This window comes from Pantoea leporis, assembly GCF_028048155.1.
Classification (GTDB): Bacteria; Pseudomonadota; Gammaproteobacteria; order Enterobacterales; family Enterobacteriaceae; genus Pantoea; species Pantoea leporis.
Genome location: NZ_JALMEU010000001.1, coordinates 948,667 through 973,255, shown reverse-complemented (window position 1 = coordinate 973,255; position 24,589 = coordinate 948,667). Strand labels below are relative to the sequence as shown.

Below are 24,589 nucleotides of genomic sequence, written 5' to 3'. Positions count from 1 at the left end.
GTCGCTGATAAGCGAAGCGTAAATGCGTCTGAGTGCTGCTTAAATTATTGAATTTATTGTAATAAATAATTTTTAATTTATGCAAAATAAGTTGAAGGTGGCTGCGGGCAAGACTAGATTTTGTTAAATATCATTAACGATTAAAGCTGAATTGTTATTTAATAATGCACTTAAATCTCTTTGTATGATCAATATAAAAAAATGGCACTGATTTTTTCAGTGCCATTGACCAATACCCTAATTTCTATAAATGGAAATTTAAGCGTTAAGGCTATTTTTGTGACCAATAACGACGTTTAGCTGTCTGCAGCTTTTCATAGGCAGCGAGTAATGATTGATGCGCAGGGAAAGCTTTCAGATCCAGATCGACCGCTTGCAATCCATAGAAGGGCGCTTCGCCACTGATTGCCGCTGAAGCAGCCTCAACAGCAGCCTGGCCGTACATACGAATAAAGGCGCGATGATATTGTAGCGGATCGCGTTCCTCTTCCATTGCCAGCAGCAGCAAGGTTTGCAGACAGCGGTAGTAGTTTGCGCGCTCTTCACTAAAGATGGACTGATTAAACTCCATCGTCCATTCAGTCCAGATCAGAGCCTGATCCAGGTCGCCGCCGGCCAGCGCCAGCATAGCTTTCAGCTCGCCAATACGTAGCGTGTACCAGCCATTATCTTTGCCTGATGCCAGACCCAGCAGCTCGCGCACGCGAGTAAAGTCATCATGACCTTCCTCATCCAGTTGCACAATCAGCTCGAGATAGGCTTCGGGTTCCCATTGGCTGTCTGGCAGCGCCAGCAGGGTTTTGCGCAGTGGTGCGCCCATGCTGTTATTTGCCAGCAGCAGATCTTCTGCTGGATAAATATCAGACATGCCCGGCACGATAATGCGGCAAGCGTAAACACTCAGATGTTCATAGTCAGCGATATAGACTTCTTTATCTTCCGCACGGAAGATCGCCATTAGCGTATCAAACTCTTCGTGAGTGGTACCCGCAAAGCTCCAGTCGACGAAAGGATAATCGGCATCGTCTTTAAACATATCCCATGAAATCAGACCGCTTGAATCGATGAAATGCGTTTCCAGGTTAGCGTGTTCCGCTACCTCTTCATCATCGAACGTCGGCGGTGTGAACACGTCGAGATCTTTCAGACCACGGCCCTGCAGCAGTTCAGTAACGGTTCGCTCAAGTGCGACGCCAAAGTCCGGATGTGCGCCAAACGAAGCGAAGCAGGTACCATTTGCTGGATTGAACAGCACAACGCAGATAACCGGGTATTTGCCGCCGAGTGACGCATCGTATGAGAAGATTGGGAAACCTTCTGCTTCCAGACGTTCAATTGCTTCAATTACGCCAGGATAACGCTGCATCACCTCTGCTGGAATTTCTGGCAGGCTGATGGATTCGGCGATGATGCGATTCTTAATATGACGCTCAAATACTTCAGAAAGACCCTGTACACGCGCTTCGTTCGCGGTGTTACCGGCAGACATACCATTCGAAACGTACAGATTACCGATGATGTTCATCGGGATATACACTGTTTGCTGGTCAGATTGACGGGTAAATGGCAGGCCACAAATTCCACGCTCGTCATTGCCGGATTGCAGATCAATCAGCTCAGAAGCACCCAGGCTCTCATCAGCATCATAGAACTTGCGCAGGCGCGCATCCAAAATGCCTTCTGGCAGGCTGTCGTCCTCAGTGAGCGGGAACCATTTTTCATTCGGATAGTGAACAAAATCACCATTAGCGATGGATTCACCCAACCAGAAATCGGCGAAGAAATAGTTAGTAGAGAGGCGCTCAAAATATTCGCCCAGCGCTGAAGCCAGAGCGGCTTTTTTGCTAGCACCTTTGCCATTTGTAAAGCACAGCGGGCAGTCGCGATCGCGAATGTGTACTGACCAGACGTGTGGCACCGGATTCAGCCAGGAAGCTTCTTCAATGTTGAAACCAAGGTCTTGCAGTTTCTGCTGAAAGCGAGCAATGGAATCTTCCAGTGCGGCGTCTTTTCCGGGGATAAACGTTTGCGTCATGGTGGCGCTCTCTTAAGTCAATGGGGTGGGCGTAAAGCGCGCAATAATACGGGTTTTATGCGTGCTTCGCTATTCAGTCAGCCAAATTTATCTCAGACTGGTTAAGGTTGTTACGCCATTCCGCTTGCCGATTTTTCTTTCTGGAACAACCTCACAAAATTCCATGGCTTAATGCATTTATGACATAAGCTGCGGTGAAGCTGGCTCTGGAAATGTGATCGCTGCCGGATTAATGATTGCAGCCATCTGGAGGCAATGATAAAACCGGTTGGGTATTCATAACCGTTCGATATGACAGTGGTGAGGGGAAATGACTCAGGTTTATAATTTTAGCTCTGGCCCGGCTATGCTGCCGGTAGAAGTGCTCCGTCGCGCAGAACAAGAACTGACAAACTGGCACGGATTAGGCACCTCGGTGATGGAGATCAGTCACCGCAGTAAAGAGTTTATTGCTGTTGCAGAAGCGGCAGAACAAGATTTTCGCGATCTGCTGAAGATCCCAGCCAACTACAAAGTTTTATTCTGCCATGGCGGTGCGCGTGCGCAGTTCGCGGCCATTCCCGGCAACTTGCTGGGTGATGCAAAAAACGCGGATTATATTGACGGCGGTTACTGGGCTCACAGCGCAATTAAAGAAGCCGAGAAATTCTGCTCGCCAAATACCATTGATATTAAAACTACGCGTGATGGTAAGCGTGCTTTATTACCAATGCGTGAATGGCAGTTAAATGATGATGCGGCTTATGTCCATTTCTGCCCGAACGAAACGATTGATGGTATTGCTATCGATGAAGAGCCGGATTTTGGCGATAAAGTCGTAGTTGCCGATCTCTCTTCTACTATTCTGTCTCGTCCAATCGATGTGAGTCGCTATGGCGTGATCTACGCTGGCGCGCAAAAAAATATCGGCCCGGCGGGCTTAACCTTAGTGGTTGTGCGCGAAGATCTGCTAGGCAAAGCACAACGTTATGTGCCTTCTATCCTTGATTACAAGGTGCTGGCCGAAAATGAATCGATGTTTAACACTCCGCCGACTTTCGCATGGTATCTCTCTGGCCTGGTATTCAAATGGCTGAAAGAGAAGGGCGGCGTGGCTGAGATGGACAAGCTGAATCAGGCAAAAGCCGACTTATTGTATGGCGTGATTGATAACAGTGCGTTTTATCGCAACGATGTCGCAAGCGAAAACCGTTCACGTATGAACGTGCCATTCCAGTTAGCCGATTCCTCATTGGACAAAGTGTTCCTGGAAGAGTCTCTCAAGGCTGGGCTGCACGCGTTGAAAGGCCATCGCGTGGTTGGCGGTATGCGTGCATCGATCTACAATGCGATGCCGCTGGAAGGGGTTAAAACGCTCACTGAGTTCATGGTCGACTTCGAACGTCGCCACGGCTAATTGCTTTTTCATGCCAGCTTGTCTGGTATCAGACCCCGTCACATGATGGGGTCTCGTATTTTCTGGAGATTTGGTTTCACATGCAGGACTCCCTGACTCTACAACCGATTGCTCGCGTTGACGGCACGGTAAACTTACCGGGTTCAAAAAGCGTCTCGAACCGCGCACTCTTGCTGGCCGCGCTGGCAAAGGGCACCACCCGCCTGACTAACTTGCTTGATAGCGATGACGTTAAGCACATGCTGAATGCCCTCAAAGCGCTGGGTGTCAGCTATACGCTCTCAGACGATCGCACCGTATGCGAAGTAGTAGGTAACGCGGGCCCTTTACATGCTGAAAAACCGCTTGAGCTGTTTCTCGGTAACGCAGGTACAGCGATGCGACCTTTGGCTGCCGCGCTCTGTTTGGGCGAGCAGTCAATCGTTCTGACTGGCGAGCCACGCATGAAAGAGCGTCCGATTGGTCATCTGGTTGATGCACTGCGTCAGGGCGGAGCAAAGATTGACTATCTCGAACAGACCGATTACCCGCCAGTGCGTCTTAATGGTGGTTTTGTTGGTGGGGAAGTCAGCGTCGATGGCAGTGTATCCAGCCAGTTCCTCACGGCATTGCTAATGACCGCGCCACTGGCGCAGCAAGACACCATCATCACCATAAAAGGCGATCTGGTTTCTAAGCCTTACATTGATATCACCTTGTACCTGATGCGTTGCTTTGGTGTGGATGTTGATAATCAGGACTATCAGCGTTTTGTGGTTAAAGGGCAGCAACAGTACCAGTCTCCGGGCGATTATCTGGTGGAAGGTGATGCGTCTTCTGCATCATACTTCCTCGCTGCCGCTGCCATTAAAGGGGGTACCGTACGTGTAACCGGTATTGGCCGCAACAGCGTGCAGGGCGACATCCGTTTTGCTGATGTGCTGGAAAAGATGGGCGCAGTGATTGAGTGGGGAGATGACTATATCTCTTGCACACGCGGATCGCTGACGGCAATCGATATGGATATGAACCATATTCCCGATGCGGCAATGACAATTGCAACTACTGCACTCTTCGCTCAAGGCACCACGTTGATGCGCAACATCTATAACTGGCGCGTAAAAGAGACCGACCGCCTTGCTGCGATGGCGACTGAGTTACGCAAAGTGGGGGCGGAAGTAGAAGAAGGGCAAGACTTTATTCGTGTCACACCGCCGGCTCAGTTGCAACATGCGGACATCGGTACTTACAACGATCACCGTATGGCAATGTGCTTCGCACTGGTGGCTCTGTCCGATACGCCGGTAACCATCCTTGATCCAGGCTGCACTGCGAAAACCTTCCCGAGCTATTTCCAGCAGTTGGCGAAAATCAGTCATACTTCCTGATCGTCTAACCCGGTGCACAGCGCCGGGTTTCTTTGCTCTCTTCTGGCCTTATCAGGCGGAAATTCTTCTGAATCTGTCTATATTTCTAGCGCTGTCTACGCTAAAGGGTACTAACCCGACGCAGGCAGCGTATAATGCCGCGCAATCCAGGCGGCCTGGAAGGGCTGACAATAAGCACGCAGCAACAGGAGAGAACAATGACGGCAATCGCCCCGGTTATTACCATCGATGGGCCAAGTGGCGCGGGTAAAGGGACTTTATGTAAAGCGATGGCGGAGTCGTTGCAGTGGCACTTACTGGATTCTGGCGCTATTTATCGCGTTTTAGCATTGGCCGCACTTCACCATCAGGTGGATATTGAGTCCGAGGAAGCATTAGTACCGATGGCTGCGCATCTTGATGTGCGTTTTCTATCGGTTGACGGTGAAATGCAGGTGGTTCTTGAAGGTGAAGATGTCACCGGTGAAATCCGCACGCAAGAAGTCAGCAACACCGCATCGCGCGTTGCCGCTTTTCCGCGGGTGCGTGAGGCATTGCTTCGACGCCAACGCGCATTCCGCGAAGAGCCCGGTTTAATCGCCGATGGACGCGATATGGGAACCGTGGTTTTCCCTGATGCGCCAGTGAAAATATTCCTCGACGCTAGCTCGGAAGAGCGTGCGCATCGCCGTATGCTACAGTTGCAGGAGAAAGGCTTTAATGTTAACTTTGATCGCCTTTTATCCGAGATAAAGGAACGCGACGACCGCGATCGTAATCGTGCCATCGCCCCTTTAGTGCCTGCCACAGATGCTCTGGTACTGGATTCAACCAGTATGTCGATTGAGCAAGTGATTGAAAAGGCGCTTGATTATGCTAAGCGTAAGTTGGGCATTTAATCTTTCGGCAACCGAATTGCTGTAACCCTGTACCAAGGACCCGGTGCAGGGCATGTGAAACAACCCCATCCGACAATGAAGTCAGGTGGACGTTAAATTGAAGAATCCTAAGATTATCAATATGACTGAATCTTTTGCTCAACTCTTTGAAGAGTCCCTGAAAGAAATCGAAACCCGTCCGGGTTCCATCGTTCGTGGCGTTGTTGTCTCTATCGACAAAGACGTAGTTCTGGTTGATGCGGGTCTGAAATCTGAATCTGCAATTCCTGCAGAGCAGTTCAAGAACGCAGCCGGCGAACTGGAAATCCAGGTAGGCGACGAAGTTGACGTTGCGCTGGACGCAGTAGAAGACGGCTTCGGTGAAACCCTGCTGTCCCGTGAGAAAGCTAAACGTCACGAAGCTTGGATCACGCTGGAAAAAGCTTACGAAGACGCTGAGACTGTTACCGGTGTTATCAACGGCAAAGTTAAAGGTGGCTTCACAGTTGAGCTGAACGGTATTCGTGCGTTCCTGCCAGGTTCACTGGTAGACGTTCGTCCGGTTCGCGATACTCTGCACCTGGAAGGCAAAGAGCTTGAATTCAAAGTAATCAAGCTTGATCAGAAACGTAACAACGTCGTGGTTTCACGCCGTGCAGTTATCGAATCTGAGAACAGCGCTGAGCGCGATCAGCTGCTGGAAAACCTGCAGGAAGGCATGGAAGTTAAAGGTATCGTTAAGAACCTCACTGACTACGGTGCATTCGTGGATCTGGGCGGCGTTGATGGCCTGCTGCACATTACCGATATGGCTTGGAAACGCGTTAAGCATCCGAGCGAAATCGTCAACGTGGGCGACGAAATCACTGTTAAAGTGCTGAAGTTCGACCGCGAGCGTACCCGTGTATCTCTGGGCCTGAAACAGCTGGGCGAAGATCCTTGGGTTGCTATCGCTAAGCGCTATCCAGAAGGCACTCGCCTGACTGGTCGTGTAACCAACCTGACTGATTACGGCTGCTTCGTAGAAATCGAAGAAGGCGTTGAAGGTCTGGTACACGTTTCAGAAATGGACTGGACCAACAAAAACATCCATCCGTCTAAAGTTGTAAACGTAGGCGATGTGGTTGAAGTAATGGTTCTGGACATCGATGAAGAGCGTCGTCGTATCTCCCTGGGTCTGAAGCAGTGCAAATCTAACCCATGGCAGCTGTTCGCTGAGACCCACAACAAAGGCGATCGCGTTGAAGGTAAAATCAAGTCAATCACTGACTTTGGTATCTTCATCGGCTTGGACGGTGGCATCGACGGTCTGGTTCACCTGTCTGACATCTCCTGGAACGCGACTGGCGAAGAAGCCGTTCGCGAGTACAAAAAAGGCGACGAAATCGCTGCCGTTGTACTGCAGGTTGATGCAGAGCGCGAGCGCATCTCTCTGGGCGTGAAGCAGTTGGCTGAAGATCCATTCAACAACTACATCACCCTGAACAAGAAAGGCGCTATCGTGACTGGTAAAGTCACTGCAGTTGACGCGAAAGGTGCTACAGTAGAACTAGCTGATGGCGTAGAGGGTTACCTGCGCGCTTCTGAAGCTTCTCTGGACCGCATCGAAGACGCAACACTGGTTCTGAGTGTTGGCGACGACGTTGAAGCTAAATTCACCGGCGTTGACCGTAAGAACCGCGTTGTGAGCCTGTCTGTTCGTGCTAAAGACCAGGCTGATGAGAAAGAAGCTATCAACACTGTTAACACCAAACAGGATGAAGGCAGCAACTTCTCTAGCGCGATGGCTGAAGCGTTCAAAGCGGCTAAAGGCGAGTAATCGACCTAAGGCACCGGACGATGAAAATCGTCCGGTTTCGGTAAAAGCTGTCATACCTTTCCAAATAAGGATTAACCGGAGGTTACATGACCAAGTCAGAACTAATTGAGAGACTTGCTGGCCAGCATACTCATATTCCGGCGAAAGTCGTTGAGGATGCGGTCAAAGAGATGCTTGAGCACATGGCCACTACGTTGGCCCAGGGCGAGCGCATTGAAATCCGGGGATTCGGCAGCTTTTCTTTGCATTACCGTGCACCGCGTACGGGTCGTAACCCGAAAACGGGCGACAAAGTGGATCTGGAAGGTAAATACGTTCCCCACTTTAAGCCGGGCAAAGAATTGCGTGACCGTGCGAACATCTACGGCTAAGCCGTTACCGAACGACAAAAACGACACTTTAGGGTGTCGTTTTTTTTTGCTTAGAGTATGCGGAATTGAGATCTGCTTTCCAAAATGAAGTCTCATCAATGTAATCTCTGCAAAAGTCTCGGAATCCATCGCGACACACTCTCTTTTCAATGAAGTCAATCCCTGCTTTTCTCGGCACACTCTTCCGCCAATGAGGGAGAGTAATAATGCATATGAACTGGATTGTTCTGGCCAGATTGATGATTGCCTCGGCATTGCCGTTGGGCATATTGCCGCACATACCCGCTGCCAACGGAATAGTCATCATGGTTGTATTCGCTGTGGCGCTTAGGTTGATGCCAATCACGTTGCTACGGCTTGCAGGAATTGCTCTCTTAATGGTGGCCTGGACATTGACTGAAGCCCGCCAGATGGTCAGTGCCATTGGGGATCTGACTGCCGCCTCAATTGAAGCCACTGTACGTGTGACTGAAGTTCGTGAACAGAAGCAGCAATTAACCGTGCAAATCTTGCGTGTCGGTCAGCGTTATCAGTTTCCACCTCTCTTTGTCACGCTCAATAATGCTTTGATGGAGCAATCGTACTGTGCCGGTCAGCGCTGGCAGATGAAACTGCGACTGCGTGCCGTCCACGGCAGATTAAATGAAGGCGAGTTCGATCTGCAGCGCTTTGCCTTGTCTAATCACACGCCGCTGCAAGGGCGCATCATCAGTCAGCAGGTGGAATCGCTAACTTGCAACTGGCGGACGCGTTTAATTAATCATCATCTACCCGCATTCGATACGCTCAAACAACCGGCAATTATGCAGGCTTTAGCGTTTGGTATACGTATCAACATGACTGAAGAGCAGCGACAGTTGCTGCGGGAAACAGGTACTGCCCACTTGATGGCAATCTCGGGAATGCATATTGCATTAGCTGCCAGCGTTGGATGGCTGTTGGCGCGTACTATCCAGGTAATTTTGCCGGGTCATTTGATTGGTCATTTATTTCCGCTGCTGGTTAGTGTTATGACCGCAGCGACTTACACGTGGGTTTCTGGCAGTCATGCACCGGCCCAGCGCGCGATGATCGCGCTCATATTATGGATAGGGATGCGCAGCGCCGGTTGGCAGCTCAGTGGCTGGCAAGTCTGGACGTTATGTATCGGCGCTTTGCTGGTACTGGATCCATTAACTGTGCTGTCAGAAAGCTTTTGGTTGTCGGCACTGGCGGTCGCGATGCTGATTACCTGGTATCAATGGTTTCCATTAACACATCGCTTTCGCGCAAAGCGTCGATGGCTGTTATTGCAATTGCTACATCTGCAGTTAGGAATGATGATCCTCATGGCTCCACTACAAATCTTCCTGTTTCAGGGAATAAGCCTGAGTGCGTTATTAGCAAATCTGATCGCGGTGCCGGTTGTGTCTTTTGTCACGGTGCCACTAATATTGCTGGCAATGCTATTGCCAGTGCCGCTGATTTCAACGGGATTATGGTCTCTGGCGGATCTTTCCATAAGCCAGGTCATGCTCCTGCTGCAGTGGTTACCCGCTGGCTGGTGGGCATGGAGCGATACGTTACCTGCTGTCGTGCTGCTGTGGGTAGGATTAGTTCTCTGGCGCAGCAAGCTGATTTATCGCAGTGTGATGCCGTGTTTTAGCCTGATACTCGCAATCATCCTCTGGCGCAGCACTGCACAGCGTGATGACTGGCAAATCGACATGATTGATGTGGGGCATGGCCTGGCGATTGCCATTACACAGGGCAATGAAGTGGTGTTATATGACGTTGGACCGGGTTGGAAACAGGATGATGCCGGATCGCGCGTCATTCTGCCATGGTTGCAGTATCACGGCAGAAGCCTCCATTCTTTGATACTAAGCCACAAGCATCTTGATCACCGTGGTGGGCTACACTCATTGCTCAAAGTTAATCCAGCGGTAGCAATTCGTAGTGCCCTGGCGGAAGACGGACACCTGCCATGCTTCCGTGGTCAGCGGTGGCAGTGGGGCAAATTGCAATTTACCGCTTTGTGGCCGCCGGAGAATCAGACCCAGGGACAAAATAACGATTCCTGTGTGGTGCGAGTCGATGACGGGCTCGTTAGCGTGTTACTCACCGGGGATATTGAGTTAGAAGCCGAGAGAAAAATTGTCGCGCTGGAAAAAGAGGCTCTGAACGCGACAATTTTGCAGGTTCCGCACCATGGTAGTCGGACTTCATCAGGCGCATTACTGTTACGTAATGTTGCTGGGAAAGCAGCATTTGCTTCGGTGGCGCGGTATAACGCCTGGCGTATGCCTGCGCCAGCCGTGGTGCAACGCTATCGTCAGCAAGGCTATATGTGGTACGACACGGCACAATCGGGTCAGATTCATGTGGGTATCAGACAAGGTCATTGGCAAATTAAGGGCTTAAGAGAGCAAATAATGCCTCGATGGTACCATCAGTGGTTTGGCGTCAAACGCGATTCCAGGTAGAATGAGCGGCTATTTCAAACAGCGTGAATAAATAATGCATCAAGATAAAGATCTCTCAACGTGGCAGACATTCCGTCGACTCTGGCCGATGATTGCGCCCCACAAGGCTGGCCTGTATGTGTCAGCGGTGGCGCTGATACTCAATGCGGCAGGCGATACCCTGATGCTCTCTCTGTTGAAACCTTTACTGGATGATGGCTTCGGTAAAGCAGACAGATCCGTAATGCTGTGGATGCCGCTGGTGGTAATTGGCCTGATGCTGGTACGTGGCGTGACCAGCTACATCTCCAGTTACTGCATCTCATGGGTGTCCGGCAACGTGGTCATGAATATGCGTCGCCGCCTGTTCGGCCATATGATGGGCATGCCGGTAACCTTCTTTGATCAGCAATCAACGGGGACGCTGCTGTCACGCATCACCTACGATTCTGAACAGGTGGCCTCTTCCTCTTCCAGTGCACTGGTTACGGTGGTGCGTGAAGGGGCCTCGATCATTGGCCTGTTCATCATGATGTTCTATTACAGCTGGCAGCTGTCTTTGATTCTCATTGTGCTGGCACCGATCGTCTCCTTTGCTATTCGCACTGTTTCCAAACGTTTCCGCAGCATCAGTAAGAACATGCAGAACACCATGGGACAGGTCACCACCAGCGCCGAACAGATGCTAAAAGGGCATAAAGAAGTGCTGATCTTTGGTGGCCAGGAAGTGGAGGCCAAGCGTTTTTCTCAGGTCAGTAACAGGATGCGCCAACAAGGCATGAAACTGGTGTCAGCATCTTCAATCTCTGATCCGGTAATCCAGTTGATTGCCTCGCTGGCACTGGCATTTGTGCTTTATGCCGCCAGTTTCCCAAGCGTGATGGAAACGCTGACAGCCGGTACCATCACCGTGGTGTTCTCATCAATGATCGCCCTGATGCGTCCGCTCAAGTCACTGACCAACGTGAATGCGCAGTTCCAGCGTGGTATGGCGGCTTGTCAGACGCTGTTCTCGATTCTTGACAGTGAGCAGGAAGTGGATAACGGCAAGCGTGAAATGGATCGTGCTAAGGGTGATGTGGAATTCCGCAACGTGACTTTTACCTATCCAGGCCGTGAAATTCCTGCGCTGCGTGATATCAACCTGTCGCTGCCTGCCGGTAAAACCGTTGCACTGGTCGGCCGTTCTGGCTCTGGTAAATCCACTATGGCCAGCTTGCTGACGCGCTTCTACGACATTGATAGCGGTGAAATTCTGCTGGATGGCCACGATCTGCGCGAATACACCCTGCGTTCACTGCGTAATCAAGTGGCATTGGTTTCCCAGAACGTTCATCTCTTCAACGACACCGTCGCCAACAACATTTCTTATGCCCGTAATGGTCAATACACGCGCGAGCAAATCGAGCAGGCTGCGACCATGGCGCATGCAATGGACTTCATCCAGAAGATGGATAATGGCCTTGATACCGTGATAGGTGAGAATGGCGTGCTGCTTTCCGGTGGTCAGCGTCAGCGTATTGCGATTGCGCGTGCGTTACTACGCGACTGCCCGATTTTGATTCTCGATGAAGCCACATCAGCGCTCGATACCGAATCTGAGCGGGCGATTCAGGCCGCACTTGATGAGCTGCAGAAAAATCGCACCTCACTGGTGATTGCGCACCGTCTGTCGACCATTGAGAAAGCCGATGAGATCGTCGTAGTTGAAGATGGTCGCATTGTCGAACGCGGTACTCACAGCGTGCTGCTTGAACAGAAGGGCGCCTATGCGCAGCTTCACAAACTGCAGTTCGGTCAATGATTGAACGCATCTGGAGCGGGCGTTCGCCGTTATGGCTGCTGCTATGGCCGCTGAGTCTGCTTTATGGGGCGATCACCCTATTGATTCGCCTCAGCTTCCAGCGCGGTTGGCGAAAAAGTTGGCGTGCGCCTTGCCCTGTGATTGTGGTGGGGAACCTCACCGCAGGTGGGAATGGTAAAACGCCCGTAGTGATTTGGTTGGTGCAGGCGCTGCAACAACGTGGAGTACGTGCTGGCGTGGTGTCGCGGGGTTACGGCGGAAAAGCTGAACGTTATCCGCTGCTGGTTACCGCTGAAACGTCCACAGCGCAGGCCGGCGATGAACCTGTGCTGATCGCTCAACGCACGCAAGTGCCGGTCGCCGCTGCGCCACGGCGGCGTCTGGCGGTAGAAGGCTTGCTCGCTGCGCACGATCTGGATGTGATTATCACCGATGATGGCCTGCAGCATTACGCGCTGCAGCGCGATCGCGAAATCGTGGTGGTGGATGGGATGCGTCGTTTTGGCAATGGCTGGTGGTTACCGGCCGGGCCGATGCGTGAACGCGCCTCACGACTTAGCACCGTAGATGCGGTGATCGTTAACGGCGGCGATGCGCAGGCGGGCGAAATTGCGATGTCATTGCAGCCCGGTCTGGCGGTCAACCTGATCAACGGTGCAAGCGTGGCGTTAGCGCAATTGCCGGAAATTGTCGCGATGGCCGGCATAGGTCATCCGCCGCGCTTCTTCAACACACTTAAGCAGCAAGGCATCAAGCCAGTGGCTGAAATTGCCTTCGCCGATCACCATGCTTACAGCGAAGACGAATTGCGGCGTCTGACTCAGGCAGATCAGTGCTTGCTGATGACGGAAAAAGATGCGGTAAAATGCCGTAGTTTTGCTCGCCCAAACTGGTGGTATTTGCCGGTTGATGCGCATCTGCAAGGCGCGGCGGTGACAACCTTGTTAGACGATATCACCCATCTTTGCACTACCGCGCGCGACGCCCGTTCGCGCTAACCACCGAAAAGGGAATGGAGTTATGAACCTCGTCGCTTCCCTCTCGTTGCAAACTGCTCGTCATCTGCATCTGGCTGCTCAGGGACTGTTACGTCCTTTAGGCCGACGTGCGCGCTTTGCTGATATACACGCGACTGTGCGTCAGATGTCTTTGCTGCAAATTGATACCATCAATGTGGTGGCACGCAGTCCTTATCTGGTGCTGTTTAGCCGCCTTGGCGCGTATCAGACCAACTGGCTGGAAGAGGCGCTGGCCTCGGGCGCATTATTTGAATATTGGGCTCATGAAGCCTGTTTTATTCCTTCCGAAGATTACCCGTTGCTGCGCCACCGCATGCTGGAACCGCAGCGACTGGGCTGGAAGTACAACCAGCGATGGGTTGAGGAACATCAACAGGAAATCACTGACCTTCTGCAACACATCTCCGCCAACGGCCCAGTGCGAGCAGCCGATTTCAGTAATGATAAACAGACCAAACCGGGCTGGTGGGCGTGGAAGCCGCATAAGCGTCATCTGGAGAATTTGTTCAGCGCGGGTCAGTTGATGGTGGTGGAGCGGCGCAACTTCCAGCGGGTTTACGATCTGCACAGCCGCGTGATGCCGGACTGGATTGATGAACAGCATGCGTTAAGTGAAGACGAAGCGGTGTTACAGATGCTGAGTCACAGCGCATGCAGTCTCGGCATTTTCCGTGGCAGTTGGTTAGCCGATTATTACCGGCTCAAACGCGCACCGCTCAAGTCATGGCTTGAGGATGCGGCTGCGCGCGGAGAAATTGTGCGTGTTGAGGTCGAGCAACTGGGCGAAATGTGGTTACACCACGCATTATTGCCGCTGCTGGAAAAGCCACTCTCTGCCACGCATACCGCGCTGTTGTCACCCTTTGATCCAGTGGTTTGGGATCGTCGTCGCGCGCTGGAGCTGTTTAATTTTGATTACCGCATTGAGTGCTATACGCCTGCGGAAAAGCGCAAATATGGTTATTTTGTCCTGCCGGTCCTGCATCGCGGATTATTGAAAGCGCGCATTGATGCCAAAATGGAGCGTCAGGCGCAGCAATTAGTGGTTCGTGCATTCTGGCTGGAAGAGGGCACACGCATCAGTAACGCTTTCCTTAATGACGTCCAAAAAGCCATTAATCGCTTCGCCGCGTGGCAAGGCGCCAACCAAGTGATTATCGAAAATGCGCCGGCAGAACTGCTGGCTGCCTGGTCAACTCGCTGGTCGATTGGTGAATAAAGCTGCCATTTGTCCGGCTTGAGTGCGTCATTCACGCGCGCGCTATTATGCTATGCTACCCGTCTGAATCGGTCCTGAATGGAGAAGATTATGGATCACCGTTTACTCGAAATCGTTGCTTGCCCGGTATGCAACGGAAAACTCTATTTCAACAAAGAGCAGCAAGAGCTGATCTGTAAACCGGATGGCCTGGCTTACCCGGTACGTGACGGTATTCCAGTGCTGCTGGAAGTGGAAGCGCGTACGCTGTCTGTTGAAGAGATCCATCCATGAGTTTTGTTGCCATTATTCCTGCGCGTTATGCTTCAACCCGTCTGCCCGGCAAACCGCTAGTGGATATTCAGGGTAAACCGATGGTGCTACACGTTATGGAACGCGCCCGTGAATCGGGTGCCGATCGCGTAATTGTCGCCACCGATCATCCGGATGTTGCTGCGGCGGTAACGGCGGCTGGCGGCGAAGTGTGCATGACGCGGGTCGATCATCAGTCCGGAACTGAGCGTTTGGCCGAAGTGATCGAAAAGTATCAGTTTGCCGACGACACGATCATCGTTAACGTGCAGGGCGACGAGCCGATGATCCCGGCGGAGATTGTACGTCAGGTGGCAGGTAATCTGGCGCAATCTGAAGCCGGGATGGCGACGCTGGCGGTGCCGATCACCGATGCAGAAGAAGCCTTTAACCCGAACGCGGTGAAAGTGGTGATGGACGCCAAAGGTTATGCGCTCTACTTCTCACGCGCCACCATTCCCTGGGATCGCGAGCGTTATGCGCGTTCGCGCGAGCAGATTGGCGACACGCTGCTCCGCCACATTGGTATCTACGCCTATCGCGCCGGTTTCATCCGTCGCTACATTGCGTGGGAACCTTGCCCGCTGGAGCACATTGAGTTGCTCGAACAGCTGCGCGTGCTGTGGTACGGTGAAAAGATTCACGTCGCGGTGGCAAAAACTATCCCAAGTGTTGGGGTGGATACGCCGGAAGACCTTGAGCGGGTTCGTCTCGCTATGCAGGGTTAATCTCCGACCGGCCAGCGGCTCTCGCTGGCCTGAAAGTTTGATCTGGCGCTAAGCTTTGCGCCGCCATCACCTCCAGCATATTCCAGCCCTTTGACGTCGGAGGATATTGCATGGAACAGCTCCGTTCAGAACTCGCGTTGGTGCTTGGTGAAAGCATCAGTCGTCTCGAAACCATTAGCGAGCAGGCGCACACGCGGCTGTATGCGCTTTACGATAACACCGGTAAACCGATGCCGCTGGTGGCAAAGTATTTTCGTCATCAGGGACGCGCTGCGCTGGAAGCTAAAAAACTGACCATGCTCGGCCATGATGGCTTGATCGCCGTGCCTGCCGTGTTTGGTCTGGTGCTTAGCCAGCAAAAGCCGGTACATGAAATGTTGCTGATGGCACGCTTTAACGGTGTTTCTGCGGAAGCTCCGGCCCGCAGCGCAGCACGCTGGGAACAGCTGTGCGAACAGATCGTCGAAGGCGTGCTGGCGTGGCATCGTATCGACAGCCATGGCTTAGTCGGCAGCGTGGACAGCGTGCAGGAAAATAACTGGCCCGCATGGTATCGCCAGCGAGTGGATGTGTTGTGGTCAACGCTGGGTTATTTGTCACCGCCGTTTTTTACACTGGAAGATCGTCAGATTCTGTTTCGCAGCCGTCAGCTATTACCGCGTCTGTTCAACGGATTTGACGATCCCTGCGTATTGATGCACGGCAACCTGCGCTTAGCCAGTATGTTAAAAGATGCGTATAGCGATCAGCTTATTGCCATGATGCAGCCGGGCAACATTCTCTGGGCACCGCGCGAATACGATCTGATGCGCCTGGCGGATAGCGGCGCAGAAGCGTCACTGCTGCAGCACTATCTGCAGCGCGCGCCCGTGGCGGAAGGTTTCCTCTGGCGGCGCTGGTTGTATCAGCTGTGGGATTGCGTCGACACGTTGGTCAGCAGCGGACAGTTTGACCGTCCGCGCTTCGATCACGCCCGCGCGCAATTACTCCCCTGGCTGGGTTGAGGTGAGATCGTCACCGCGCAGCTTCTGCCAGGTTTGTCCCAGCATTTCATAGATCGCACGCTCACTGTGTGCCAGCCACAGCGGTGACGGAATAACGCGTTCCCACCAGTTTAGCGGCGAGGTCACCGCCAACTGATTTGCCGGTGCGGCCAGCGGATTCATGCCGGCACGTTGAAAGAAATGCATGGCACGCGGCAGATGGTTGGCGGAAGTCACCAGTAAGAACGGGTGTTCACCAATCGTCTGTTTCACCGCGCGTGCTTCACCAATCGTATCCCTTGGTTGATCCAACTGAATAATCGCTGCTGATGGCACGCCCAGACTTTCCGCCACTTCGGCCGCCACGCTAGCGCTGCTGCGTGGGTTTTCGCCGGCTGCTGCGCCCGTAAAGATCATTTTGGCCTGCGGATAGCGCCGCCACTGACGCACGCCTTCGGCCACGCGCGGCAGACTGTTATTAATCAAGTTGGAACTCGGTGCCCAATTCGGATTGAAGGTATAGCCGCCGCCGAGCACCACGATATAATCGACCGGCTCGTTACCGTTCCAGGTGGGATAATGATTTTCCAGCGGTGACAGCAGGCGATCGGCAACCGGCTGCAGGCTCAAAATCAGCAGCAGCAGCCAGCTGCAAGAGATGAGGATTTTGCCGCTTTTTTGCCAGCGGCTGAACCAGAGCAGCAAAAGTCCTGCCGCCATCAGTAATAACAGCAGCGGCAAGGGAAGCAACATCCCGCCAATGACTTTTTTAAATGCGAAAAACATCGAATATGGCCTCTTTTGTCCAAAAAAACAGCTGCCAGACGGTTACTGCGGCATGAAAGGTTCATTCTTGTTGAGCCTGTGACAAAATAGCACAAGTTGAATGCAGCAAAGCGGAGCCATCATCATGCAGGATCGTAACTTTGACGATCTGGCGGACAAATTCTCACAGAACATTTATGGCACGCGCAAAGGGCTAGTGCGCCAGGCGATTGTCTGGGACGAACTGGAAGCTCTGTTACCGACATTGCCTGCCGGATCCTTGAAGGTGCTGGATGCCGGCGGCGGCGTGGGACAAGTCTCAAGCGGCCTGGCGGCGCGCGGTCATCAGGTTGTGCTGTGCGATCTCTCTGCTGAGATGCTGAAGCTGGCGGAAGCCCATGCGCTTGCCGCGGGTGTGAGCCACAACATGCAATTCAAACAAATTAGCGCCCAGCAGGTGGGCGAACATTTGGATACGCAGGTTGATCTGGTATTGTTTCACGCGGTGTTGGAATGGGTCGCGCATCCGGAAGAGGTGCTGCAAGCGCTGTGGCACACGCTCAACCCCGGTGGCGTGCTGTCGTTGATGTTTTACAACGCGCACGGCTTAACCTTCCGCACCCTGACGCTTGGCAACTTCGGCTATATGCGCGCCAATATGAGCAAACGTAAAAAGCGCACGCTGTCGCCCGATTTCCCGCGCGATCCGGATGATGTGACGCGCTGGCTGACAAACTGCGGATTTGAAATTGAACGGCGTGCGGGCATTCGCGTCTTCTGTGATTACATGAAGCCGCAACCCGGCGCAGGGAAGAGCGTTGAGGAAATCATTGAGATGGAACGGCGTTTCTGTCGCCAGGAGCCCTTTTTAAGCTTAGGGCGCTATATCCACGTGACCGCGCGCAAACCCAGCCAGAAGGATCAACTATGAGCGAATTTTCCCAGACGGTCCCCGAATTGGTGGCATGGGCGCGCAAGAACGATTTTTCGCTTGCGCTGCCGGTAGAACGTCTGGCCTTTTTGCTGGCCATCGCCACCTTAAACGGTGAGCGCATGGACGGCGAGATGAGTGAAGGCGAGCTGATTGACGCGTTTCGTCACGTTAGCAAAGCATTCGAACAAACCCACGAAACCGTGCAGGTCCGTGCCAATAACGCCATTAACGACATGGTGCGTCAGCGCTTGCTGAACCGCTTTACCAGCGAGCTGACGGAAGGGCACGCCATCTATCGCCTGACGCCACTCGCCATCGGCATTACCGACTATTACATTCGCCAGCGCGAGTTCTCCACGCTGCGCCTGTCGATGCAGCTGTCGATTGTGGCGCAGGAGTTGAAACGCGCCGCGGATGCCGCCGAAGAAGACGGTGATGAATTCCACTGGCATCGTAACGTGTTTGCGCCGCTGAAATATTCGGTGGCGGAAATCTTCGATAGCATCGACATGACGCAGCGTCTGATGGATGAGCAGCAGCAAGCGGTGAAAACCGATATTGCCGATCTGCTTAACAAAGACTGGCGCGCGGCGATTTCCAGCTGTGAAATGTTGCTGTCGGAAACGTCCGGTACGCTGCGTGAACTGCAGGATACGTTGGAGGCGGCCGGCGATAAGCTGCAGGCCAACCTGCTGCGCATCCAGGATGCGACGCTGAGCAGCCCGGATCTGGGCTTTGTCGATAAGCTGGTGTTTGACCTGCAAAACAAGCTCGATCGCATCATCAGCTGGGGCCAGCAGGCTATCGATCTGTGGATCGGCTACGACCGCCATGTACACAAGTTTATTCGTACCGCCATCGACATGGATAAGAACCGCGTGTTTGCGCAGCGTTTACGCCTGTCGGTGCAAAACTATTTCGATCAGCCGTGGGCGCTGACCTACGCCAATGCCGATCGTCTCTACGATATGCGCGATGAAGAGATGACGCTGCGTAATGACGAGGTGATGGGCGAGCTGCCGCCGGAAATGGAATACGAAGAGTTTAATGAGATTCGCGAGCAGCTGGCCGCGATGATCGAAGAGGCGCTGCAGATTTATAAGCAGGAGCAGAAGCCGCTCCATCTGGCCACGGTGATGCGCGACTATCTGTCGCAGTATCCGCGCGCGCGCCACTTTGATCTGGCGCGTATCGTCATCGATCAAGCGGTGCGACTCGGCGTGGCCGAAGCTGATTTAGCCGGTCTGCCTGCGCAATGGCAGGCCATTAATGATTACGGAGCCAAGGTGCAGGCACATGTCATCGACAAATATTGAACAAGTGATGCCAGTCAAACTGGCATTGGCTCTGGCAAACCCGATTTTCCCGGCGCTCGATAGCCAGTTACGCGCGGGTCGCCACATTGGCATTGAAGAGCTGGATAATCACGCCTTCCTGATGGATTACCAGGAATATCTCGAAGAGTTTTACGCGCGCTACAACGTTGAGCTGATCCGCGCGCCGGAAGGCTTCTTCTATCTGCGTCCGCGTTCAACCACTTTGATTCCGCGCTCGGTGTTGTCCGAGCTGGATATGATGGTGGGCAAAATTCTTTGCTATCTCTATCTCAGCCCGGAACGTCTGGCGAATGAGGGGATTTTTACCCAGCAAGAGCTGTACGACGAACTGCTGTCGCTGGCCGATGAGAGCAAACTGCTCAAGCTGGTCAATCAGCGTTCTACCGGTTCCGATCTTGATCGCGCCAAGCTGCAGGAAAAAATGCGTGCGTCGCTGAGCCGCCTGCGTCGTCTCGGCATGGTGTGGTTTATGGGCAACGACAGCAGCAAATTCCGCATCACCGAATCAGTGTTCCGCTTTGGCGCCGACGTGCGCAGCGGTGACGATGCGCGTGAAGCGCAGCTGCGCCTGATTCGTGACGGTGAAGCGATGACGCTGGAAAGCGCGCCGGCTGCGGCTGAAAACGATGAAGCAGATAACGATATTGACGCTGAGAGCGACGCGAGTGATAACGCGGAGGATGAACAAGCATGATTGAACGCGGTAAATTTCGTTCGCTAACGCTGATCAACTGGAACGGCTTCTTTGCCCGTACTTTTGATCTTGATGAACTGGTCACCACGCTTTCGGGCGGTAACGGTGCGGGTAAATCCACCACCATGGCCGCCTTCGTGACGGCGATGATCCCTGACTTAACCTTGCTGCACTTCCGTAACACCACCGAAGCCGGTGCAACTTCCGGTTCGCGTGATAAAGGTTTGCACGGCAAGCTACGCGCCGGCGTCTGTTATTCGGTGCTGGATGTGGTCAACTCACGCCATCAGCGCGTGATCGTTGGTGTACGTCTGCAGCAGGTGGCGGGACGCGATAAAAAGGTCGATATCAAACCATTCAGTATTCACGGCTTGCCGAGCGATTCACAGGCTACGGATATGCTGACCGAAATCCTTAATAACCGCCAGGCGCGCGTGTTGCCGCTGACGGAAGTAAAGGAGCGCGTGGAAGCACAGGAAGGCGTGCAGTTCAAACAGTACAACTCGGTCACCGATTACCATGCGGTGCTGTTCGAGCTCGGTGTGGTGCCGCGTCGTCTGCGTAACGCCAGCGATCGCAGTAAGTTTTATCGCCTGATTGAAGCTTCGCTGTACGGCGGTATCTCCAGCGCTATCACCCGTTCACTGCGCGATTACCTGCTGCCAGAAAATGGCGGCGTGCGTAAAGCCTTCCAGGATATGGAAGCTGCACTGCGGGAAAACCGCATGACGCTGGAAGCGATTCGCGTCACCCAATCCGATCGCGACCTGTTTAAGCATCTGATCTCGGAAGCCACCAACTACGTTTCCGCCGACTACATGCGCCACGCCAACGAGCGTCGTATTCACCTCGACGGCGCGCTGCAGCTGCGTAATGAGCTGTTTACCAGCCGCAACCAGCTGATTTCCGAGCAGTATCGCCACATTGAAATGGCGCGCGAGTTGGCCGAGCACAGCGGTGCTGAGAGCGATCTGGAAAGCGATTATCAGGGCGCTAGCGACCATCTGAATCTGGTGCAAACCGCCATGCGCCAGCAGGAAAAAATCGAGCGTTACGATGCCGATCTGGAAGAGCTGACCTATCGCCTCGAAGAGCAGAACGAAGTGGTTGCCGAAGCGCGCGAAGTGCAGGAAGAGAATGAAGCACGCGCCGAAGCGGCTGAAGTGGAAGTCGATGAGCTAAAAAGCCAACTCGCCGATTTCCAGCAGGCGCTCGACGTGCAACAGACGCGGGCAATCCAGTATCAGCAAGCCTTGCAGGCGTTGGAAAAGGCGCGTACGCAGTGTCAGCTGCCTGATTTAACTATCGATAACGCGGCCGAATGGCAGGAAACCTTCCAGGCGCGTGAAGAAGAAGCCACCGAGCGCCTGCTGCGTCTGGAACAGAAACTGAGCGTCGCCGAAGCGGCACACAGCCAGTTTGAGCAAGCGTTAGCGTTAGTTACCAGCATCGCCGGTGACGTCAGTCGTCAGGATGCGTGGCAAGTGGGGCGCGAATTACTGCGCGACGCTGGCAATCAGCGCCACCAAGCCGAACAGCTTTCCTCGCTGCGTCTGCGCCTCAATGAATTAGAAACCCGTCTGCGTGAGCAGCATGATGCTGAGCGTTTGCTGGCGGATTTCTGCAAACGTCAGGGCCAGCAATACGATGCGGATGCGCTGGACGGCTTGCAGCGTGAACTCGAAGCGCAGATTGAGCAACTGAATAGCAGCGTTGCCGATGCCGGTGAACGCCGCATGTTGATGCGTCAGGAGCTGGAGCAGCTGCGTGAACGCATCACTGCGCTGACCGCGCGTGCGCCACACTGGCTGGCGGCGCAGGAAATCCTGACGCAGCTGAGCGAGCAAACCGGTCAGGAGCTGACCAGCAGCCAGCAAATCACCGAATTTATGCAGCAACTGCTGGAGCGCGAGCGTGAAACCACGGTTGAGCGCGACGAGCTGGCCGCGCGTAAGCGCGAAGTTGAACAGCAGATTGAACGTCTGAGCCAACCGGGCGGTGCGGAAGATGCGCGCCTGACGCAGCTGGCGGAACGTTTTGGCGGCGTGCTGCTGTCGGAAATTTATGATGACGTTACGCTGGATGATGCACCGTACTTCTCGGCGCTATACGGTCCATCGCGCCACGCCATCGTGGTGCCAGATCTGTCGCTGGTGCGCGACCTGCTCGACGGTTTAGACGAGTGCCCGGAAGATCTCTATCTGATTGAAGGCGATCCGCAAGCCTTTGACGACAGCGTATTTAGCGTCGAAGAGCTGGAAAAAGCGGTGGTGGTGAAAGTGGCTGAGCGTCAATGGCGCTACTCCCGCTTCCCGAAAGTGCCGCTGTTTGGTCGCGCGGCGCGTGAAAACCAGCTTGAGTTGCTGAACAACGAACGTGAACAGCTGGCTGAACGTTATGCCACGCTGTCGTTTGATGTACAGAAAACCCAGCGTCTGCATCAATCCTTCAGCCGCTTCATCGGTAGCCATTTAGCGGTGGCGTTTGATGAAGATCCGGAAGCGCAGATTCGTCAGCTTAACAGCCGTCGTGGCGAGCTGGAGCGGGCGCTGGCGCAGCATGAAAATGACAATCAGCAGCAGCGCGCGCAGTTTGAGCAGGCAAAAGAGGGCGTCAGCCAGCTGAACCGCCTGTTGCCACGCGTTAATCTGCTGCTCGACGACACGCTTGGCGATCGCTGTGAAGAGATCCGCGAGCGCGTTGAAGAAGCACAGGAAGCCGCGCGTTTCCTGCATCAGCACGGCAGCAAACTCAGCAAGCTGGAGCCGCTGATTGCGGTACTGCAAAGCGATCCGCAGCAGCACGATCAGCTGCAGCGCGACTATCAGCAGGCACAGCAGCAGCAGCGTGATGCGCGTCAGCAAGCCTTTGCGCTGACCGAAGTGGTGCAGCGCCGCGCGCACTTCAGCTATGAAAGTTCGGCTGGCATGTTGGGTGGCAACAGCGATCTCAACGAGCAGTTGCGTCAGCGTCTGGAACAGGCGGAAGGCGAGCGCAGCCGCGCGCGCGAACGTCTGCGTGGACATCAGGCGCAGCTGACGCAGTATTCGCAGGTGCTGGCTTCGCTAAAAAGTTCATACGATGCCAAACGCGACATGCTGAAAGAGTTGCAGCAAGAGATGCAGGATATCGGCGTGCATGCCGATGCCAGTGCAGAAGAGCGCGCGCGCATTCGTCGTGATGAGCTGTATAGCGCGCTAAGCCACAACCGTGCGCGTCGCAACCAGCTGGAAAAACAGATCACCTTCTGTGAAGCCGAAATGGACAGCCTGCAGAAAAAACTGCGCAAGCTGGAACGCGATTATCATCAGATTCGTGAGCAGGTGGTCAGCGCGAAAGCGGGCTGGTGCACGGTATTGCGTCTGGTGAAAGAGAATGGCGTTGAACGTCGTCTGCATCGTCGCGAGCTCGCCTATCTCAGCGGTGATGAGCTGCGTTCGATGTCGGATAAGGCGCTGGGTGCGCTGCGTCTGGCGGTGGCGGATAACGAACATCTGCGCGATGTGCTGCGTATGTCTGAAGATCCGAAACGTCCGGAACGTAAGATTCAGTTCTTTATCGCGGTGTATCAGCATCTGCGCGAACGTATTCGCCAGGACATCATTCGTACCGACGATCCGGTTGAAGCCATCGAGCAGATGGAGATTGAGCTGAATCGTCTGACCGAAGAGCTGACGGCGCGTGAACAGACGCTGGCAATCAGCTCACGCAGTGCGGCGAACATCATTCGTAAAACCATCCAGCGCGAGCAAAACCGTATTCGCCAGCTGAACCAGGGGTTGCAGGCGGTGAGCTTTGGTCAGGTGCGCAGCGTGCGCCTCAACGTGAACGTGCGTGAAGCGCACTCAACGCTGCTGGATACGCTGTCGGAAGAGCATGAACAGCATCAGGATCTGTTTACCAGCAACCGATTAACCTTCTCGGAAGCGCTGGCGAAACTTTATCAGCGCCTGAATCCGCAGATCGATATGGGCCAGCGCACGCCGCAAACCATCGGTGAAGAACTGCTCGACTACCGCAACTATCTTGAGATGGAAGTGGAAGTGAACCGTGGCACTGACGGCTGGCTGCGTGCAGAAAGTGGGGCGCTCTCTACCGGTGAAGCGATCGGTACCGGGATGTCGATTCTGGTGATGGTGGTACAGAGCTGGGAAGAGGAATCACGTCGTCTGCGTGGCAAAGATATTTCGCCGTGTCGTCTGCTGTTCCTCGATGAAGCGGCACGTCTTGATGCGCGTTCGATCGCCACACTGTTTGAGCTGTGCGAACGTCTGGAGATGCAGCTGATCATCGCGGCGCCAGAGAACATCAGCCCGGAAAAAGGCACCACCTACAAACTGGTGCGTAAAATGTTCAATAACACCGAACATGTGCATGTGGTTGGGCTGCGCGGCTTCTCGGCAGATCCTGCACCGAGCAAGGATCAAAGTCCTAAGGTCGGTCTTGAATATGAGAATTCATAGCGCTTAATCTGGTTAAAAAACAGCACTACGTTTAATCTGTATGCGGCATCTGCACTGAGAGGC

General features: G+C 53.7%; 18 protein-coding genes. 16 read left to right on the top strand and 2 right to left on the bottom strand.

Going from position 1 to position 24,589, the window contains the following annotated elements; all coding sequences use genetic code 11:
• Nucleotides 1–271: 271 nt before the first annotated feature.
• Nucleotides 272–2,035, bottom strand: a complete 1,764-nt coding sequence (ycaO, locus tag MWH02_RS04600; RefSeq protein WP_271459979.1) for a 30S ribosomal protein S12 methylthiotransferase accessory factor YcaO — start codon at nt 2,033–2,035, stop codon at nt 272–274.
• A gap of 310 nt (nt 2,036–2,345) precedes the next feature.
• Here ycaO and serC point away from each other — a divergent pair, with 310 nt between their 5' ends.
• The 12 genes from serC to MWH02_RS04540 all read left to right on the top strand — a co-directional run bounded on the left by serC (nt 2,346) and on the right by MWH02_RS04540 (nt 16,354).
• Nucleotides 2,346–3,431 (top strand): 3-phosphoserine/phosphohydroxythreonine transaminase, encoded by a 1,086-nt coding sequence (gene serC / locus MWH02_RS04595; RefSeq protein WP_192413866.1) that lies wholly within the window; start codon nt 2,346–2,348, stop codon nt 3,429–3,431.
• Between the two features lie 80 nt (nt 3,432–3,511).
• Nucleotides 3,512–4,798, top strand: coding sequence for a 3-phosphoshikimate 1-carboxyvinyltransferase (gene aroA, locus MWH02_RS04590; protein ID WP_217547080.1), 1,287 nt, complete (start codon nt 3,512–3,514; stop codon nt 4,796–4,798).
• A 197-nt stretch (nt 4,799–4,995) separates the two neighbouring features.
• Nucleotides 4,996–5,676, top strand: a complete 681-nt coding sequence (cmk, locus tag MWH02_RS04585) for a (d)CMP kinase (RefSeq protein ID WP_101760957.1) — start codon at nt 4,996–4,998, stop codon at nt 5,674–5,676.
• Between the two features lie 121 nt (nt 5,677–5,797).
• On the top strand, nt 5,798–7,474 hold the full coding sequence (rpsA, locus tag MWH02_RS04580; protein WP_052025984.1) for a 30S ribosomal protein S1: 1,677 nt from the start codon (nt 5,798–5,800) through the stop codon (nt 7,472–7,474).
• An 86-nt stretch (nt 7,475–7,560) separates the two neighbouring features.
• Nucleotides 7,561–7,845, top strand: a complete 285-nt coding sequence (ihfB, locus tag MWH02_RS04575) for an integration host factor subunit beta (RefSeq protein WP_003849360.1) — start codon at nt 7,561–7,563, stop codon at nt 7,843–7,845.
• A 206-nt stretch (nt 7,846–8,051) separates the two neighbouring features.
• Entirely contained in the window at nt 8,052–10,310 is a 2,259-nt protein-coding gene (locus MWH02_RS04570; protein WP_217547078.1) for a DNA internalization-related competence protein ComEC/Rec2, read from the top strand.
• Nucleotides 10,311–10,344: 34 nt separating this feature from the next.
• The gene (gene msbA, locus MWH02_RS04565; protein WP_101760956.1) at nt 10,345–12,093 is read left to right on the top strand and encodes a lipid A ABC transporter ATP-binding protein/permease MsbA; all 1,749 of its coding nucleotides are present in this window, start codon (nt 10,345–10,347) and stop codon (nt 12,091–12,093) included.
• Nucleotides 12,090–13,091 (top strand): tetraacyldisaccharide 4'-kinase, encoded by a 1,002-nt coding sequence (lpxK, locus tag MWH02_RS04560; protein WP_271459978.1) that lies wholly within the window; start codon nt 12,090–12,092, stop codon nt 13,089–13,091. The genes msbA and lpxK overlap by 4 nt, the downstream gene beginning before the upstream one ends.
• Before the next feature lie 22 nt (nt 13,092–13,113).
• Complete coding sequence (locus MWH02_RS04555; protein ID WP_271459977.1) at nt 13,114–14,331, top strand: winged helix-turn-helix domain-containing protein; 1,218 nt, start codon at nt 13,114–13,116, stop codon at nt 14,329–14,331.
• A gap of 90 nt (nt 14,332–14,421) precedes the next feature.
• The gene (locus tag MWH02_RS04550) at nt 14,422–14,604 is read left to right on the top strand and encodes a Trm112 family protein (RefSeq protein WP_007887424.1); all 183 of its coding nucleotides are present in this window, start codon (nt 14,422–14,424) and stop codon (nt 14,602–14,604) included.
• A complete protein-coding gene (gene kdsB, locus MWH02_RS04545) occupies nt 14,601–15,350 on the top strand; it encodes a 3-deoxy-manno-octulosonate cytidylyltransferase (RefSeq protein WP_049851021.1) in 750 nt (249 codons plus the stop codon). The genes MWH02_RS04550 and kdsB overlap by 4 nt, the downstream gene beginning before the upstream one ends.
• Nucleotides 15,351–15,460: 110 nt before the next feature.
• On the top strand, nt 15,461–16,354 hold the full coding sequence (locus tag MWH02_RS04540; protein WP_271459976.1) for a YcbJ family phosphotransferase: 894 nt from the start codon (nt 15,461–15,463) through the stop codon (nt 16,352–16,354).
• Here MWH02_RS04540 and elyC read toward each other — a convergent pair.
• Complete coding sequence (gene elyC / locus MWH02_RS04535) at nt 16,334–17,119, bottom strand: envelope biogenesis factor ElyC (RefSeq protein ID WP_271459975.1); 786 nt, start codon at nt 17,117–17,119, stop codon at nt 16,334–16,336. The two genes, MWH02_RS04540 and elyC, sit on opposite strands and share 21 nt — an antisense overlap.
• A 124-nt stretch (nt 17,120–17,243) precedes the next feature.
• On the opposite strand from elyC, the gene cmoM reads away from it, so the two are divergent.
• From cmoM to mukB, 4 genes are read left to right on the top strand one after another with little or no spacing between them, the layout of a single operon-like run.
• Complete coding sequence (gene cmoM, locus MWH02_RS04530) at nt 17,244–18,029, top strand: tRNA uridine 5-oxyacetic acid(34) methyltransferase CmoM (RefSeq protein WP_271459974.1); 786 nt, start codon at nt 17,244–17,246, stop codon at nt 18,027–18,029.
• A complete protein-coding gene (gene mukF / locus MWH02_RS04525) occupies nt 18,026–19,348 on the top strand; it encodes a chromosome partition protein MukF (RefSeq protein ID WP_007887410.1) in 1,323 nt (440 codons plus the stop codon). The genes cmoM and mukF overlap by 4 nt, the downstream gene beginning before the upstream one ends.
• Nucleotides 19,329–20,063 carry a chromosome partition protein MukE gene (gene mukE / locus MWH02_RS04520; RefSeq protein ID WP_097094359.1) on the top strand — a complete coding sequence of 245 codons (735 nt, stop codon included), beginning with the start codon at nt 19,329–19,331 and terminating at the stop codon, nt 20,061–20,063. Before mukF ends, mukE begins: the two co-directional genes overlap by 20 nt.
• Nucleotides 20,060–24,526, top strand: coding sequence for a chromosome partition protein MukB (mukB, locus tag MWH02_RS04515; protein WP_137385497.1), 4,467 nt, complete (start codon nt 20,060–20,062; stop codon nt 24,524–24,526). Before mukE ends, mukB begins: the two co-directional genes overlap by 4 nt.
• Nucleotides 24,527–24,589: the final 63 nt, after the last annotated feature.

Bases quoted from the DNA above. Each gene is read 5' to 3' on its own strand.
- cmoM (WP_271459974.1), top strand. From the start codon at position 17,244: ATGCAGGATCGTAACTTTGACGATCTGGCGGACAAATTCTCACAGAAC.
- MWH02_RS04540 (WP_271459976.1), top strand. From the start codon at position 15,461: ATGGAACAGCTCCGTTCAGAACTCGCGTTGGTGCTTGGTGAAAGCATC.
- kdsB (WP_049851021.1), top strand. From the start codon at position 14,601: ATGAGTTTTGTTGCCATTATTCCTGCGCGTTATGCTTCAACCCGTCTG.
- mukF (WP_007887410.1), top strand. From the start codon at position 18,026: ATGAGCGAATTTTCCCAGACGGTCCCCGAATTGGTGGCATGGGCGCGC.
- MWH02_RS04550 (WP_007887424.1), top strand. From the start codon at position 14,422: ATGGATCACCGTTTACTCGAAATCGTTGCTTGCCCGGTATGCAACGGA.
- mukE (WP_097094359.1), top strand. From the start codon at position 19,329: ATGTCATCGACAAATATTGAACAAGTGATGCCAGTCAAACTGGCATTG.
- serC (WP_192413866.1), top strand. From the start codon at position 2,346: ATGACTCAGGTTTATAATTTTAGCTCTGGCCCGGCTATGCTGCCGGTA.
- MWH02_RS04555 (WP_271459977.1), top strand. From the start codon at position 13,114: ATGAACCTCGTCGCTTCCCTCTCGTTGCAAACTGCTCGTCATCTGCAT.
- ihfB (WP_003849360.1), top strand. From the start codon at position 7,561: ATGACCAAGTCAGAACTAATTGAGAGACTTGCTGGCCAGCATACTCAT.
- aroA (WP_217547080.1), top strand. From the start codon at position 3,512: ATGCAGGACTCCCTGACTCTACAACCGATTGCTCGCGTTGACGGCACG.
- cmk (WP_101760957.1), top strand. From the start codon at position 4,996: ATGACGGCAATCGCCCCGGTTATTACCATCGATGGGCCAAGTGGCGCG.
- elyC (WP_271459975.1), bottom strand. From the start codon at position 17,119: ATGTTTTTCGCATTTAAAAAAGTCATTGGCGGGATGTTGCTTCCCTTG.
- MWH02_RS04570 (WP_217547078.1), top strand. From the start codon at position 8,052: ATGCATATGAACTGGATTGTTCTGGCCAGATTGATGATTGCCTCGGCA.
- lpxK (WP_271459978.1), top strand. From the start codon at position 12,090: ATGATTGAACGCATCTGGAGCGGGCGTTCGCCGTTATGGCTGCTGCTA.
- ycaO (WP_271459979.1), bottom strand. From the start codon at position 2,035: ATGACGCAAACGTTTATCCCCGGAAAAGACGCCGCACTGGAAGATTCC.
- mukB (WP_137385497.1), top strand. From the start codon at position 20,060: ATGATTGAACGCGGTAAATTTCGTTCGCTAACGCTGATCAACTGGAAC.
- rpsA (WP_052025984.1), top strand. From the start codon at position 5,798: ATGACTGAATCTTTTGCTCAACTCTTTGAAGAGTCCCTGAAAGAAATC.
- msbA (WP_101760956.1), top strand. From the start codon at position 10,345: ATGCATCAAGATAAAGATCTCTCAACGTGGCAGACATTCCGTCGACTC.